This window comes from Coriobacteriaceae bacterium (genome assembly GCA_025757745.1).
In the GTDB taxonomy this organism is placed as follows: Bacteria; Actinomycetota; Coriobacteriia; order Coriobacteriales; family Coriobacteriaceae; genus Collinsella.
The window spans coordinates 1,947,475-1,963,164 of record CP107217.1 but is presented as its reverse complement, the minus strand read 5'-3'; the positions used below and the strand labels follow the sequence as shown (position 1 = coordinate 1,963,164).

General features: G+C 59.5%; 10 protein-coding genes. 6 read left to right on the top strand and 4 right to left on the bottom strand.

Features of this window, described 5'->3' with window-relative positions:
- Positions 1-402 precede the first annotated feature (402 nt).
- From OGM60_08575 to OGM60_08565, 3 genes are read right to left on the bottom strand one after another with little or no spacing between them, the layout of a single operon-like run.
- Positions 403-2,259, bottom strand: a complete 1,857-nt coding sequence (locus tag OGM60_08575) for an ABC transporter ATP-binding protein/permease (protein UYI98933.1) — start codon at positions 2,257-2,259, stop codon at positions 403-405.
- Complete coding sequence (locus tag OGM60_08570; GenBank protein ID UYI98932.1) at positions 2,259-4,625, bottom strand: ABC transporter ATP-binding protein/permease; 2,367 nt, start codon at positions 4,623-4,625, stop codon at positions 2,259-2,261. Before OGM60_08570 ends, OGM60_08575 begins: the two co-directional genes overlap by 1 nt.
- Positions 4,622-5,071, bottom strand: coding sequence for a winged helix DNA-binding protein (locus OGM60_08565; GenBank protein ID UYI98931.1), 450 nt, complete (start codon positions 5,069-5,071; stop codon positions 4,622-4,624). Before OGM60_08565 ends, OGM60_08570 begins: the two co-directional genes overlap by 4 nt.
- 549 nt (positions 5,072-5,620) lie before the next feature.
- Here OGM60_08565 and pflB point away from each other — a divergent pair.
- Together pflB and grcA3 are read left to right on the top strand one after the other, a co-directional pair.
- The gene (gene pflB, locus OGM60_08560) at positions 5,621-7,672 is read left to right on the top strand and encodes a formate C-acetyltransferase (GenBank protein UYI98930.1); all 2,052 of its coding nucleotides are present in this window, start codon (positions 5,621-5,623) and stop codon (positions 7,670-7,672) included.
- Between the two features lie 85 nt (positions 7,673-7,757).
- Positions 7,758-8,009, top strand: a complete 252-nt coding sequence (grcA3, locus tag OGM60_08555; protein ID UYI98929.1) for an autonomous glycyl radical cofactor GrcA3 — start codon at positions 7,758-7,760, stop codon at positions 8,007-8,009.
- Between the two features lie 121 nt (positions 8,010-8,130).
- Here the strand turns inward: grcA3 and OGM60_08550 are convergent, their stop codons facing one another.
- Positions 8,131-9,420, bottom strand: coding sequence for an IS110 family transposase (locus OGM60_08550; GenBank protein ID UYI98928.1), 1,290 nt, complete (start codon positions 9,418-9,420; stop codon positions 8,131-8,133).
- Between the two features lie 467 nt (positions 9,421-9,887).
- On the opposite strand from OGM60_08550, the gene OGM60_08545 reads away from it, so the two are divergent.
- The 4 genes from OGM60_08545 (at position 9,888) to OGM60_08530 (ending at position 15,505) form a co-directional block, all read left to right on the top strand.
- Positions 9,888-10,898 carry a LacI family DNA-binding transcriptional regulator gene (locus OGM60_08545; GenBank protein ID UYI98927.1) on the top strand — a complete coding sequence of 337 codons (1,011 nt, stop codon included), beginning with the start codon at positions 9,888-9,890 and terminating at the stop codon, positions 10,896-10,898.
- Between the two features lie 183 nt (positions 10,899-11,081).
- Positions 11,082-12,464, top strand: coding sequence for a family 43 glycosylhydrolase (locus tag OGM60_08540; GenBank protein UYI98926.1), 1,383 nt, complete (start codon positions 11,082-11,084; stop codon positions 12,462-12,464).
- Positions 12,465-12,509: 45 nt separating this feature from the next.
- A complete protein-coding gene (locus OGM60_08535; GenBank protein ID UYI98925.1) occupies positions 12,510-13,961 on the top strand; it encodes a PTS transporter subunit EIIC in 1,452 nt (483 codons plus the stop codon).
- A 101-nt stretch (positions 13,962-14,062) separates the two neighbouring features.
- Positions 14,063-15,505, top strand: a complete 1,443-nt coding sequence (locus tag OGM60_08530; protein UYI98924.1) for a glycoside hydrolase family 32 protein — start codon at positions 14,063-14,065, stop codon at positions 15,503-15,505.
- Positions 15,506-15,690: the final 185 nt, after the last annotated feature.

The window sequence follows — 15,690 nt, the reverse complement described above, 5'->3', positions numbered from 1 at the left end:
CGTACGGCACGCTGGAGCAAGTTGGATCTCCTGCGGCATACCCCGTGGACAAAAAATGGCAAATATGAGTACTGTTGCTAGCTTAGTATCATATCGACCTTACAAGATAATAGACACAACAGTAAATATGTTCATTGACGTTGGCACACAGAAGCATGCTACCGGGCGTTTTGATCAATTTGAAGGAATATCTAGGCCGCAAAGACGTCGTTTGGGGCAGTTTTGGCTGTTACTAAAAAAAGTGACAGTACTCATTTTTGCCATTTTTTGCCCACGGGGCCTTGAGGGAGAGCGTCAATCAGGCCCCAGGGAAGGCGTTTCGAGGCTCGGAGGACACAAAACGGGGGCGCAGGTTGTCCTGCGCCCCCGTTTTCTTGGCATTGCGGTTGTTTGCTGCCGGTTTTACGCCGCCTCGTCGAACTGCGAGTTGTACAGGTCGGCGTAGAAGCCGCCCTGGGCGAGCAGCTCGTCGTGCGTGCCCTTTTCGACGATGTCGCCGTCGCGAATTACCAAGATCACGTCGGCGTTGCGGATCGTGGACAGGCGGTGCGCGATGACAAAGCTGGTACGGCCCTGCATCAGCGCATCCATGGCGCGCTGGATGAGCTCCTCGGTGCGGGTATCGACGTTGGATGTCGCCTCGTCCAGAATGAGCGCCGGGCGATCGGCCAAAATGGCACGGGCAATGGTCACGAGCTGGCGCTGACCCTGCGACAGGTTAGTGCCCTCCTCGTTGATCATAAAGTCGTAGCCGCCGGCGAGCGTATGGATAAAGTGATCGCAGCGTGCGGCGCGTGCAGCGGCCTCGACCTCGGCATCGCTCGCATCGGGGCGTCCGTAGCGGATGTTCTCGCGGATGGTGCCGTTAAACAGCCAGGTATCCTGCAGCACCATGGCAAACTCGCCGCGCAGTGCCGCGCGGTCCCAGTCGCGCACGTCGACGCCCTCGACGCGCAGTGAACCGCCGTCCACGTCGTAGAAGCGCTGCAGCAGCTTGATGAGCGTGGTCTTGCCGGCGCCGGTGGGGCCGACGATGGCGATGGTTTGGCCGGGCTGTGCCTCGCAGCTAAAGTCGTGGATGATGGTCTTGTCGGGCGTGTAGCCAAACTTGACATGGTCAAACTCCACGTGGCCGGGGCGCTTCTCGGGAATCTGGGCGTCGGACTTCTGCTCCTCTTCGGGCGCGGCAAGGAACTCAAACACACGCTCGGTGGCGGCGGCCATCGACTGCATCGTGTTGCTCACGTTGCCCAGCTGCTGTACGGGTTGCGTAAAGTTGCGAACGTACTGGATAAAGCTCTGGATGTCGCCGGGCGTGGCATTGCCGGTCAGTGCGAGCTGCGCGCCCACCACGACGACGCCCACGTAGCCCATGTTGCCCACCAAGCTCATAAGCGGCATCATCAGGCCCGACAGGAACTGCGAGCGCCAGCCACTAATAAAGAGGCGGTCGTTTTGACGGTCGAACTCCTCGATTGAGGCCTCGGCGCGGTCGAACACCTGAATGACGTTTTGGCCGGCAAAATCCTCCTCGATAATGCCGTTGACGGCACCCAGAACCTGCTGCTGCTCTCGGAAGTATGGCTGCGAGAAGTGAATCATTACGGTCAGGATAATCGCGGCGGCCGGCAGCGTGAGCACGGTGACGCCGGTGAGCGGCAGGCTGATCGACAGCATCATGACGAGCACGCCGATAATCTGCGTCACCGACGTGATGAGCTGGGTCACGCTCTGGTTGAGCGACTGGCCCAGCGTATCGACGTCGTTGGTGATGCGGCTGAGCACGTCGCCCTTGCTGTGGCCGTTGAAGTAGCTCATTGGAACGACAGCGATCTTGGCGGCGATCTCCTTGCGCATGCGATAGCAGATCTTTTGCGTGACGCCGGTCATGAGCCAGCCCTGGACCAGGCTGCAGACAGAGCTTGCCAGATACAGGCAGAGCAAAAAGCCGAGCGTCTTGGCGATCCAGTCAAAGTCGACGTCGCCGGTGCCGTTGACCTTGGCAACCAGGCCTTCGAACAGTTTGGTGGTAACCTGGCCGAGCACCTTGGGCCCCACAATGTTAAAGATGACCGAGCACACGGCAAAGGCGACGGCAGCAAACACGGCAATCTTGTGCTGGCCGATATAGCCGAGCAGCTGCCTCATGGTGCCTTTAAAGTCCTTGGCCTTTTCGCCGCGGCCCATGCCACCCATACGGCCCATAGGACCGCGCCGGCGGGTGGGCTTGGGAATCTGAGTCTTGGTCTCGTCTGCCATTAGCGCTCGCCTCCTTCCATGACGGCTGCAATTTCTTCTTGGGTAAGCCCCAGCTCCTCGGCTGAAAGCTGCGACTGTGCGATCTCCAGGTACGCCGGGCAGCTGTGCAGCAGCTCCTCGTGTGTGCCAGTGCCCACCACGTGGCCGTCGTCGAGCACGATAATCTGGTCGGCGTGCATGATGGTCGCGATGCGCTGGGCCACGACCACGAGTGCGGCGTCGGTAACGTTTTTGGCCAGCTCCTCGCGCAGGCGCGCGTCGGTCTTGTAGTCGAGGGCACTAAACGAGTCATCGAACACCACGACCTCGGGCTTTTTGGCCAGCGCGCGGGCGATGGCCAGGCGCTGGCGCTGGCCGCCCGAGACATTGGATCCGCCCTGGCTGATGGGGGAGTCGTAGCCGCCCTCGCGCTCGGCGATAAAGTCCTCCGCCTGGGCGACGCGTGCCGCCTGGCGCATATCCTCGTCACTCACCATATCGCCGGCAAACTTGAGGTTGCTCTCGACGGTGCCCGAGAACAGGCGACCCTGCTGCGGGATATAACCAATACGGCGGCGTAGCTCGGAAAGGGTCATGTCACGCACGTCGATGCCGTCGAGTGAAATGCTGCCGCCTGTGACGTCGTACAGGCGCGGAATCAGCTGCACGAGCGTGGACTTGCCCGAGCCCGTGGAGCCAATGATGCCGAGCATCTGACCGGCATGCGTGGTGAAGTTCACGCCGCTGATGACATCGGCGCGGGCATCGGGATACTGGAAGCTCACGTCGCGGAAGGTGAGCTCACCGCGTGACGCGCTGGTCGCGGGCAGTTTGGGCGAGGAGGGGTCGTTGATGCTCGTGGGGCAGGTGATGACCTCTTCCACGCGCTCGGCTGCGACCTCGGCGCGGGGCAGGATGACCGAAACCATGGTGAGGATCATAAACGCCATGACGATCTGCATGGTGTAGGAGATAAACGCCATCATGTTGCCGACCTGCATCACGCCGTCGGACACGCCCTGCGCGCCAAACCAGACGATAAGCACGGTGATGCAATTCATGACCAGCATCATGAGCGGCATCATAAAGCTCATGGCGCGGTTGGTGTAGAGCTGCGTGGTCATCAGGTCGAGCGAAGCCTTGTCAAAACGCTCGAGCTCATGCTCCTCGCGGTTGAACGAGCGGATAGGCATAAGGCCGTCGAGCAGCTCGCGGGCGGTAAGGTTCACGCGGTCCACAAAGCTCTGCATCTTTTTGAATTTGGGCATAGTGAGGCCCATAAGCACGCCGACGACGGCCGAGACCGCGATGATGGCCACGGCGATGGTCCACTCCAGGCCGGTGTGGTTGGCCAGGACGCGCATGACGGCGACGATGCCCATGACGGGCGCCATCAGACACATGCGGATAAACAGGGTTGCGGCCATCTGAATTTGCTGAATGTCGTTGGTGCAGCGGGTGATGAGCGAGGCCTGGCTAAACTTGCCCACCTCGGCCGGCGAGAAGTGCATAACCTTGTTGAAGGTCTCGCGGCGCAGGTCGCGTGCGATGGAGCAGGCGGTGCGCGAAGCCACGGCACCGGTCAGGATGGTGGCGACCAGCGACACCAGACACAGACCAAACATCGTGGTCGCCATGCGGCCCAGGTAGGCGTTCTGCACGTCGGCGGGGTCGATGCCCTGCGCCTTGTACTCGTCCTGTACATAGCTCACGGCGCGCTGGGTGACGATGGAGCCCGACATGGAGCCCATTTTGTCCGCCATTTCGTTGGCGCCCTCGACGAGCTTGCTTTGGTCTACCAGACCGCCCTCGACACCCAGGCGCAGGCTCTTCATGGTGATCTTGCCGCCGTCGGCGTCGATCTGCTTTTGCATATTCTGCGCCGCTGCGGCCTTCTGCTGCATCTCGGCGAGCTGCTCGGGCGTCATCGCTGCCATTTGCTCGGGCGTGGGCATGGCCTGAGCGGCGTCGCCGTCTTTCTCGCTGGACGTGCCGGTCATGTCTCCCATGGAGTCGGCGTCGATGCCCTGGTTGAGCGAAAGGACGACGGTCTCGGGCAGGCTCATAATGTCGGTAATTTTGCCTCCATCGGCACGCTCTTCCTCGGTGCCCTTGTACGTTCGAATGCCGTTTTTGTCAGCCTTGCTAAACACGGCCTCCACAGCCTTGGCGTCCTTGGCGCTCATGAAGAGTTCGAGGTCGTCGAGCGATTCGGCGCGAATGGTGTCGGGCACGGGCGAGGCGATGCCGCCTTGCTGCACGCCCACGTCGACGATGTCGCTCATATAGGTAGGCAGCGCCAGATCGGCGTTGCAGCTGATTACGATAAGTACGATAGCTGTGAACAGTGCCAGGACGTGCTTTTTAAAGAGCTTGAGAATCCTCACTCGGCATCTCTCCTTTCTTGATTGCGGTCGATAATTTCGTTGGCACGTCTTAGAAGGCGCACCATCTCTTGGGTATCTGTTTCGCCGAGCTGCTCGAGGAAGGCCGCGGTGCGCTCCTCGAATTCCCGTCGTTTGATTTCGAGATCCTGGAATCCCTTGTCGGTCACCGTGACGTGTACGCGACGACGGTCGGTCTTTGAGTGCTCGCGCTCGACCCAGCCCTTGGCTTCGAGAGCGCGTAGGATATTGGCGATGCGGGCGCTCGAGACCCAGGCGCGATCGGCGAGTTCGCTCGGCGTGAGCGAACCGCCAGCGAGCATGAGGGCGCGCATGACGGCCATCTCGCCGCCGAGGGCTTTGTCCGCAAAGCGCGAAATGCGCTGATGCATGCTGCCGAACTCGGTAAGGAGCTGACGCCCAAGTTCACGGAAATCGGTATCTTCCACCGAAAACCCCTAACACTAGAAACTATTTTCGGTGAAAGATGATACCCCCGCACGCGCACCCTATACGGTAGATTTTGGGACATGCCTAGAAAACAACTTTTAGGCGACCTCCGTACACCGTCGGTATCAGCAAAGTTAGGGGTAGATCTCTGAGCACGTCCTAAAGCCCACTCAGAGGCACTTTACCCTGCTAAAGCTGACATAACAGCTAGAGTGAACGTCGTACAAAGGCAAGGAAAAAACTAAACAAATCGGTGAACGGTAGTTGTTCACGCTCGCATTTCCTGCGGGTTTGTAAAAAACGCCCTTATGATATAAAAAAAGAAACATATAACAGCCCTGATGAAGGGGGTCGCTATGTTATCCTTCTCAAACGGGTGAAATCTTGGGTTTTGGGTTGCAGTTCCAAGGTGGACAAACGTTTTTCCCTGCACCAACATGTGGTGAAGAACGGAAGAAGCCGGTAGTGCAAGCCGAAAATTCAAGAATTCAATAAGCAGCGGTGTGAGAGAGCGCCGCATTACACGTAACTAGGAGCGTGGTTACACAATGCAGGAGGCATGGGAAGGCTTCAAGGAAGGCATTTGGACGGGAGAGGTTGACGTCCGAGACTTCATCCAGAAGAACTACACCCCTTACGAGGGCGACGAGTCGTTCCTCGTAGGTCCGACCGAGCGTACCAAGGAGCTGTGGGGCGAGGTTCTCGACCTGCTGCTTAAGGAGCGCGAGCAGGGTGGTGTCCTCGATATGGACACCAAGACCGTCACGGGTATCGTGAGCCACCCCGCTGGCTACATCGATAACGCCCACCGCGAGAAGGAGACCATCGTCGGCCTCCAGACCGACAAGCCGCTCAAGCGCGCTCTGCACGTCAACGGCGGTATCCGCATCGCTTGCCAGGCCGCCAGCCAGCACGGCTACAAGGTCGACGAGAACGTTGTCGAGCGCTACACCTTCGAGCGCAAGACCCACAACGCCGGCGTCTTCGATGTTTACACCCCCGAGATGCGTGCTTGCCGCTCGGCTCACATCATCACCGGTCTGCCCGATGGCTATGGCCGCGGCCGCATCATCGGCGACTACCGTCGTGTCGCCCTGTACGGTGTCGACTACCTGATTAAGGACAAGGAGGCCCAGAAGGCTTCCACCCCGACGGTCATGACCGCCGACAACATCCGCGACCGTGAGGAGCTGCAGGAGCAGATCCGCGCCCTCGGCGAGCTCAAGATGATGGCCGAGACCTATGGTTTCGATATTTCCAACCCTGCTACCAACACGCAGGAGGCCATCCAGTGGATGTACTTCGCCTACCTCGCTGCCGTTAAGGAGCAGAACGGCGCCGCTATGTCCATCGGCCGTACCTCCACGTTCATCGACATCTACGCTGAGCGCGACCTTGCCAACGGTACCTTCACCGAGGAGCAGATTCAGGAGTTCGTGGATCACTTCATCATGAAGCTCCGCATGGTCAAGTTTGCCCGTACCCCCGAGTACCAGGCCCTGTTTACCGGCGATCCGCAGTGGGTCACCGAGTCCATCGGCGGCATGGGTGTTGACGGCCGTACGCTCGTTACCAAGATGAGCTACCGCTACCTGCACACGCTCGAGAACATGGGCACCAGCCCCGAGCCCAACATGACCGTTCTGTGGTCGACCCGTCTGCCCGAGAACTTCAAGAAGTTCTGCGCCAAGACTTCTGTCGCCAGCTCCTCGATCCAGTACGAGAACGACGACCTCATGCGCGTTTACCACGGCGACGACTACGGCATCGCCTGCTGCGTGTCCTCCATGCGCATTGGCAAGGAGATGCAGTTCTTCGGCGCTCGCGCCAACCTGGCCAAGTGCCTGCTCTACGCGCTCAACGGCGGTATTGACGAGGTCTCCAAGAAGCAGGTCGGCCCCAAGTATCGCGCCGTCGAGGGCGATACGCTCGATTACGACGACGTTGTGGCCAAGTACAACGACATGATGAAGTGGCTTGCTGGCGTGTACGTCAACTCGCTGAACATCATTCACTACATGCACGACAAGTATTGCTACGAGCGCATCCAGATGGCTCTGCACGACAAGCACGTGCACCGCTGGTTCGCTACGGGCATCGCTGGCCTTTCCGTCGTGGCTGACTCCCTGTCCGCCATCAAGTACGCCAAGGTCCACCCCGTCCGTGATGAGAACGGCATCATCGTCGACTTTGAGACCGAGGGCGAGTTCCCCAAGTACGGTAACGACGACGACCGCGTCGACCAGATCGCTCACGACGTTGTGCACCAGTTCATGGAGTACATCCGCATGAACGATACCTACCGCAACTCCGTGCCCACGACCTCGGTTCTGACCATTACCTCCAACGTCGTGTACGGTAAGAAGACCGGCTCCACGCCCGACGGCCGCAAGGCTGGCCAGCCGTTCGCCCCGGGTGCTAACCCCATGCACAAGCGCGATAGCCACGGCGCCATCGCTTCGCTGTCTTCGGTTTCCAAGCTCCCGTTCCGCGATGCTCAGGACGGCATCTCCAACACCTTCTCCATCATCCCGAGTGCGCTCGGCAAAGAGGATCAGGTGTTCTTTGGCGATATCGACCTTGATCAGCTGGGCGAGTAACTATTGTTAGTGCTATACTAACAATAACGATTACTGATTAGTGCGCCGGTTTCGGCCGGCGCCTATCAATCGAAGGAGACACATTATGAAGGTTTCTGAAGTTTCCGAGACTCAGGCCGATAACCTGGTCCACATGCTTGACGCTTACGCCGAGAAGGGTGGCCACCACCTGAACATCAACGTCTTCAACCGTGAGACGCTGCTCGACGCTCAGGCTCACCCCGAGAAGTACCCGCAGCTGACCATCCGCGTTTCCGGCTACGCCGTGAACTTCCACACTCTCACCAAGGAGCAGCAGGACGAGGTCATTTCGCGTACCTTCCACGACAAGTTCTAAAGGGGTTTAACTCCCGCAGGATCGCCGGGGCTGTTTGGGTTACCTCCCAAAACGTCCTCGGACATGCAAGAAGCCCTCGCTGCGCACTTCGTGCGGCGGGGGTTCTTTCGTCCTGACGCTCCTATTTGGCAAGGTGTTTTTTAGAATCCTTTTTGCGCTCGGCCTCGAAGGCCTGCCTGTCCCAATCGAGCGGAAGTCCGGCCTCGACCCATGCCTCGTAGGCCCTCCTTATGGGCTTGAGCTCCCTTTGTCCCCTCTCCAGCATCGAGATGTACTTCTCGCTGGTTCCCAATATGGACGCCGCCCTCACCTGGCTGACCTTCGCCGCGCGCCTGGCCGCCACGAGCTCCGAGGCGTCCTCGGGCCTCCTGATCTCGTGCGGGTGCATCAGCGCCCGGTACGCCTCCCTGGCCACGTAGCGCTTGAGGCACCTCATGACCTCCCTGTCGCTCTTTCCCCGCCCCCTGGCCCTCTCGGCGTACTCGGCGGTCTCGGGGTCGCGCATGACCCTCTGCCTCGCGATCTCGTGCAGCGCGCTGTTCGCCTGCCGGTCGCCGCCCCTGTTGAGCCTGTGCCTCACGGTCTTGCCGCTCGAGGCGGGGATGGGGCAGGCCCCGCATATCGCCGCGAACGACGCCTCGGAGCGCAGCCTGCCCGGGTTGTCCCCGGCCGCGACCGCGAGCTTGGCCGCGCTCACGGGCCCGCACCCGTACATCGCCAGCAGCGCGGGGCAGTTCTCCTCCAGGGACGCCTCGATCGCGCGCTCCATGTCGAGCGCCGCGTCGCGCGCCGCCGCCCACAGGTCCGCCAGCGCGCCGAGCGCGGCGCCCAGCGCGCCCTCGGCGCGCACGGAGGGGAGCTCCTCCATCAGCCTCGGCCCTCCCATGCCGCGGAACCTCGACCTGAGCCCCTCCGGGGCGGTGGTGAGCAGCGACCTCGCGGTGTTGATCGCCGAGGTCCGCGCCTTCACCGCCCCGGGGTGCGCCGCGAGCATGCAGCGCACCCCGTCGACCCACCCGTCCTGGCTCTTGGGGGTCCCGAGCTTTGAGCCGGACATCGCCGCGCGGGCCGCCCTCTCCGCGTCCGACTCGTCGCACTTTCCCTGCCCCGGGCGCCTCCTCTGCGTCCTCGCCGGGGAGAGCGCCTCGCGCACGGGCATCCCCAGCGACGCGAGGTGCCTGGTGAGGCCCGCCCCGTAGGACGACGTCCCCTCCATCGCGACGCAGGCCGGCTCCCCGGCCGCCGCGATCGCCCCGGCGAGCGCCTCGTATCCCGCCGCGTCGGCGGGGAACTGGCGGGACAGGACCTTGCGGCCCCTCCAGTCGAGGACGCACAGCCAGTGCGAGTCGGCGTGGGTGTCGACCCCGCAGAAGACCGGCCCGCGGGCGCCGGGTGTCGATTCGGTTCTCATGTCTCGCTCCGTTCTTTCCGTGCTCGCCTGGACCGGGCAGACGGCACACTGACGGGGCGCGATAGAATGCGGTTGTTCGGGTCCGCGGTATCGCTCCATGCTCCTATTAGGTCATGCGGCGGTCTCGGCTCGCCGCGGCCCGCGCGGGACATGTCAGGAAACGAGGGCAGCCCTGTGGGCGCCAGCGGAATGTGGGGTCACCGCGCGGACCGCGTCTGATGGTGTCGACGTCAATGGTATACGGGCGCATCATCGACGTCTTCAATACAGAAAATATCAGTGCGGAATGTTTTGGGAGGTAGCCCAAACAGCTCCGGCGGGGTCCTGTGTAGTCACCCTTTAGGCGAAACTCTCCTAATTATTTGGATGAGTCGTTTACTTACTTGTACTGTTACCGTCTTCCCGCTGTTGTTGGGGTATGCTTTGTTCGTATGTAAACGTATGACATGTTGATGGGGGAGGGTGCTATGGCTCGCGAGGGCGCTCGTTCTAAGGATTCTGCTAAGCCTGGCATCAAGGAAGTTGCAGCGGTGGCGGGGGTTTCGCCTACTACGGTATCTCGCGTGCTTAATAATCGCGGCTATATTAGCCAAGAGACCCGCGATAAGGTCCATGCCGCGATGGAGCGCATCAACTATACGCCCAACGATATCGCCCGCGCCATGCTCAACGGTCGCCTGAATCTTATCGGTATGATCGTTCCCTTTGTGAGCAGCCCGTTCCATGCTCAGGTTGTGCAGGCGGTCGAGCGCACGTTAGCGGAAAACGGCTTTAAGATGTTGCTGTGCAACAGCGCCAATCGACCCGATCTTGAGCGTTCCTATATTGACATGCTCCGCCGCAATATGGTCGACGGCGTCATCGTCAACTCCCTCAATATCGGTGCCGAGGCATATGCCGAGATGGGCTTGAGCCTGGTTGGCATCGACTGCGATCTTGGCGAGGGCTCTGTCCAGATTGCAAGTGACAGCTATGGCATTGGCGAGCTCGCCACGCGCCGTCTGATTGATGACGGCTGCAGGCGTATCCTGTGCCTGCGCAGCAATAGCCGCATGCGCATGCCTGCCAATAAGCGTACCGATGCCTACCTCGATGTTGTTGAGCAGGCCGGTTTGTCCGCGCTTGTCCGTGAGGTTGAGTTCGTTAAGCCCGACGACGAAAAGGGCGCGGTCGTTGCGAAGATCCTCGATGAGAACCCCGATATTGACGGCATCTTTGCGGGAGACGATACGATGGCGGCCATCTGTCTCAACGTGATGAAGCAGCGCGGCTTGAGCGCTCCAGACGATATTAAGGTCGTGGGCGCGGATGGTGCCCGCCGAACTATGACGTTTATGCCTGACTTAACAACCGTACGTCAAGATATCGATCGCATCGGAGAGCTCGCGGCGCAATCCATCATCGCTCTTATTAACGGCGATAATCCCGAATCGAATATCAAGCTCCCCGTCGAACTCATTGAGGGCAAAACCGCGTAGTTCATCCCGTGCCAAAAGAATTCCTCAAACGCCTCTGATGACCGTTCACCGACATATGTCAACCGTTTGCCGACGACTGGAACTGCGAAAAGACGTATTGGTGTGAAAACGTTTGACATATGAAAACGATTGACATATCTTGCCATTGTACCGAGTTAGTATGTCGTGGAAAGGAAGTCTCGGATGCACAAGGTGTATTACCAGCCTGAGGGAATTTGGGTAGGCGACATCATGCCGTACGGCGAGGACGGCACGTTCTATCTCTATCATCAGCGTGACACGCGTAACCCCGAACCTTTCGGCGAGCCGTTTGGCTGGGCACTCGCTACGACCAAGGATTTCGTCAACTACAAGGACTTTGGCGAGAGCCTTGAGCGCGGCGGCGACGAGGAAGTCGACCAGTACATTTATGCCGGCACGGTGTTTAAGGTGGGCGACAAGTACCATGCGCTCTACACTGGTTGCAATCGCGATAAGGTCCGCGCACGTTTGATGAAGCAGGTTCTTCTTCATGCAACGAGCGACGACGCCGTCAAGTGGGAGAAGAACATCGCCGAGACGCTGCTTCCGCCCCAGGAGGGTTACGATGACCGCAACTGGCGCGATCCCTTTGTGCTTTGGGATGAGGAGAACGAAGAGTACATGCTCATCCTCGGCACGCGTGTGGGCGAGGACAAGCGTCTGATGACCGGCCGCCTGGTCAAGTTCACCTCCAAGGATCTGACCAACTGGGAGTTCCAGGGCGACTGGTGGAACCCGGGCCTGTACACCATGTTTGAGATGCCTGATCTCTTTAAGATGGGCGACTGGTGGTACCTCGTCTTTTCCGAGTACAGCGACGGCAACAAGACCCGTTACCGCATGTCCAAGTCCATCAACGGTCCTTGGATTACCCCCGCTGACGATTCCTTCGACGGCCGCGCGTACTACGCCGCTCGCACCGCATTCGATGGCGAGCGTCGCGTTCTCTTTGGTTGGGTTCCTACGCGTGACGAGGGCGGCGACCCCAGCTCTTACCTATGGGGTGGCACCTTTATGCCCCTCGAGATCGTTCAGCGTGCCGACGGAACGCTCGGCACCAAGCTCCCCGACAGCATGCTTGGCGCCTTTGGCGAGGCTAAGGCAGTCGAGACCTTTGAGCTTTCCTGCGAGTCGGGCAAGGTCGAGCAGGTGCTCGCCGCAGATGCCGGCTCCACCTACTTGCTCGATGCCGACATTGAGCTCGGCGGTAACGCTGCCGGCTTCTCGGTCAAGTTCGCCGAGGACGCCGAGACCGGTCTTGCCTATGAGTTCCGCGCCAACCTGCGCGAGGGCAAGCTCGAGTTCACGCCGGCTCCCCAGTACCCGTGGTTCCAGGTCAACAACATGGGCCTCGAGCGTCCGTTGTTCTTTAAGGGCGAGGGCACTCACCATGTGCGTCTGGTCGTCGACGACGACATCGCGACCATCTTTGTCGATGACGTTGCGCTCAACGCTCGCTTCTGCAACAAGCAGGGCCAGGGTGTGGCGCTTACCGTCACCGACGGTGCGCTCAAGTGCGCAAGCGCAACGATCGCGTCTCTGTAGCGGCAACGAACCGTTTTATGATTTAGAAAAGGAATGGAGAGGAACATGGACTACAAGACAGTGTCCCAGCAAGTCGTCGACAACGTCGGCGGACTGGAGAACATCGAGGGCGCCACGCATTGCGTGACCCGTCTGCGTCTGGTGCTCAAGGATACGAGCAAATACAACAAGGCCGAGCTCGAGAACATCGATGGCGTCAAGGGCGTGCTGTACAACAGCGGCCAGCTCATGATCATCTTCGGTACCGGTACCGTCAACAAGGTTTACGATGAGTTTATGGCTCTGACGGGCGTTAAGGAGATCAGCGCTTCCGAGGTCAAGGGCGCCGAGGCGGACAAGAAGGGCAAGTTCTTCTCGGTCCTCAAGGTATTCTCGGACATCTTTATTCCCATCATTCCCGCCTTCGTCGGCGCTGCTATCATCATCGGCCTTAAGTCGCTGATCGTTGCCAACGGCCTCTTTGGCATGGAGGGCAGCCTCGCCGATCACAGCGAGTTCCTCAAGAACCTCGCAAGCTTCTTTGCCATTATCGCCACCACGTTCGACTACCTGCCTGTCCTGGTTATGTACAGCGCAGTCAAGCGTTTTGGCGGTAACCCGATCCTGGGCATCCTCGTCGGTATCGTCATGGTTCACCCGAGCCTTATGAACCGCAACACGTTCGTTATGGACCCGACGGGTGCTGAGTACTGGAACTTTGGTCCGCTCTCCATTCCCATGGTTGCTTTCCAGGGCGGCGTGTTCCCTGCAATTCTGACCGCCTGGTTTATGGCCAAGGTCGAAAAGATTGCCCAGAAGTACATCCCCGAGGTCGTTTCGTTCGTCTTTGTCCCGACCGTTACCCTGATTCTTGCTAACGTCGCCCTGTTCACCGTGTTCGGCCCGCTCGGTAACCTGATCGGTGACGTCCTCGCCGGCGTAATCGATATCCTGTACAACAGGATGGGCGTCTTTGGTGCCTTTGTCTTCGCCGCGTTCCTGCAGCCGCTCGTCGTTACCGGTACGCATCAGTTCATCCAGGGTATCGAGGCAAACCTTGTTGCCACGACTGGCTTCAACTACATCCAGGCCATCTGGTCGGTTTCCATCATCGCCCAGGGCGGCGGCGCCATCGGTATGTACCTCATTCACAAGAAGCACTCCAAAGAGCGCAACATCTGCATGTCGTCCTTTATCCCGACGCTGGTCGGAATCTCCGAGCCCGCTATCTTTGCTGCAAACATGCGCTATTCGATCATTCCGTTCATCTGCGCATGCATCGGTGCAGGCTGCGGCGGTGCCTTCGTCAAGCTCTTTGAGGTGCGCGCTATCGGTCAGGGTCTGACCGGCGTGCTTGGCCTGCTCATCGTCACGCCCGAGACCCTCGTGTGGTATGTGGCTGGCAATCTCATCGCCTTTATCGTGCCGATCGTCTTGATCTTTGCCTACAACAAGGCAAAGGGCGTGCCGACCACCGATGAAGAGGGCGCTGGCGCTGGCTTCGACGTTAGCTTCTAGTTGAGCCGTTCAGTGTAATCTGAGGATAAGTCCATTTGAGGAAGGGCGTTCGACTCGTGTGAGTCGAGCGTCCTTCCCCATAGACGAGAAAGTCAACGGCGATGTTAAATCAAAAAAACAAGGTGACACGCGCGGACTATGAGCAGTGGCGTGCCGGACAGGATGAGACGGCGGCCCGCATCGCGTCCGACCCCGATAGGCTTCTGTTCCATGTGGAGCCTGAGCTTGGCTGGCTCAACGACCCCAACGGTTTGGTTCAGATTGGTGATACGTATCACATCTATCATCAATACGATCCGTTCGATGCTGCGCATGGCGGTCCAGTGCTTTGGAACCATCTGACGACAAAGGATTTTGTGACGTACGAGAATCACGGCCCCGTGCTGTTCCCCGATTCCGATTTGGATTCGAGCGGAGCGTATTCTGGTTCTGCCTTTGTACGCGATGGCAAGATTCACTACTTCTATACCGGCAACGTCAAGCATTTTGACCGCGATGATTACGACTACGTGTTGACGGGCCGTGAGCAAAACCAGATTCATATGGTTGCCGAGAATCCCGACGAATTGGGCGAGAAGCGCATAGCTGTTGGGCCGGTCGATTACCCCGACAATATCGGTACGCACGTGCGCGACCCCAAGATCCTTGAACACGACGGTATCTACTACATGGTTCTCGGCGCTCGTACGAAAGACGATCGCGGGTGCGTGCTTGTCTATACCTCGCGCAATCTTGAGGACTGGAGCTATGCGACGCGCATTGAGTTGGACGAGAAGTTTGGCTTTATGTGGGAGTGCCCCGATCTGTTTGAGCTCGATGGCGAGCTTATTCTCGTTTGCTGTCCGCAGGGTGTGCCTGCCGATGGTTGGCATTACCGCAATCCGCATCAGTGCGTGTGGTTCTCCATCGAGGCCGATTGGGAGGCGCCGAGCTTTAAAATCGTCGGGCAGGGCATGCCCCCGATGGTCGATGCCGGTTTTGATTTCTATGCTCCGCAGTCCTTTGAGGATACTGCAGGCCGGCGTTTGATGATCGGATGGTCGGGTTGCCCCGACGCGACGGCAGAAAACCCGACGGTGGCGCGCGGGTGGCAGTGCGCGTTGACGGTGCCGCGAGAGCTGAGCATACGCGATGGTAAGCTCTGCCAGCGGCCGGCGCACGAGATTGAGAGGATGCGCGGTGACTGCGTTCGCGCGATAGGCGGTGAAACCGTTGAGGAGCCGGGCCGCCTGTTTGATCTTGTGGTTTCCTGCGAGGGCGCCAAGATGGTCGAGCTCGAAATCCGCAAGGGTGTCTTTGTGCGCTATGCAGACGGGATGCTTACCCTCGACATGGGTGACGAAGGCTATGGGCGCGACCAGAGGTCGATTGAGCTCAGCGAGCTTCGCGACCTGCGCGTGCTTTCGGACACTACGATGGTCGAGATTTTTGCAAATGGCGGCGAGGCGGCACTTACGAGCCGTACCTATTCGCCGGCGGTTCCGGCGATGGAGCTGCACGCCGAGGGCGCGGCATCGATGAATTTCTACCGCCTCGCGCATTAACCGTGTGTGGAGCACGATTGGACTTGCTGGGCGGAATGTGTCGCAGTTGCCGCAGCGAACTACCGTTTATCGCGTATAGCGACCGTTTGCGGAGTAAGTAACACTTAGTAATAAACCGTGTAGAATCTCAGATTAGCACGGAGTTTTTCCAGGGAGACGCTGTCCTTTGTTGTGTGCAAGGGGCG

What these genes read in the sequence shown, in the direction of transcription:
- OGM60_08575 (UYI98933.1), bottom strand. Translation starts at nt 2,259, where the DNA reads ATGGCAGACGAGACCAAGACTCAGATTCCCAAGCCCACCCGCCGGCGC.
- pflB (UYI98930.1), top strand. Translation starts at nt 5,621, where the DNA reads ATGCAGGAGGCATGGGAAGGCTTCAAGGAAGGCATTTGGACGGGAGAG.
- grcA3 (UYI98929.1), top strand. Translation starts at nt 7,758, where the DNA reads ATGAAGGTTTCTGAAGTTTCCGAGACTCAGGCCGATAACCTGGTCCAC.
- OGM60_08550 (UYI98928.1), bottom strand. Translation starts at nt 9,420, where the DNA reads ATGAGAACCGAATCGACACCCGGCGCCCGCGGGCCGGTCTTCTGCGGG.
- OGM60_08545 (UYI98927.1), top strand. Translation starts at nt 9,888, where the DNA reads ATGGCTCGCGAGGGCGCTCGTTCTAAGGATTCTGCTAAGCCTGGCATC.
- OGM60_08540 (UYI98926.1), top strand. Translation starts at nt 11,082, where the DNA reads ATGCACAAGGTGTATTACCAGCCTGAGGGAATTTGGGTAGGCGACATC.
- OGM60_08535 (UYI98925.1), top strand. Translation starts at nt 12,510, where the DNA reads ATGGACTACAAGACAGTGTCCCAGCAAGTCGTCGACAACGTCGGCGGA.
- OGM60_08530 (UYI98924.1), top strand. Translation starts at nt 14,063, where the DNA reads ATGTTAAATCAAAAAAACAAGGTGACACGCGCGGACTATGAGCAGTGG.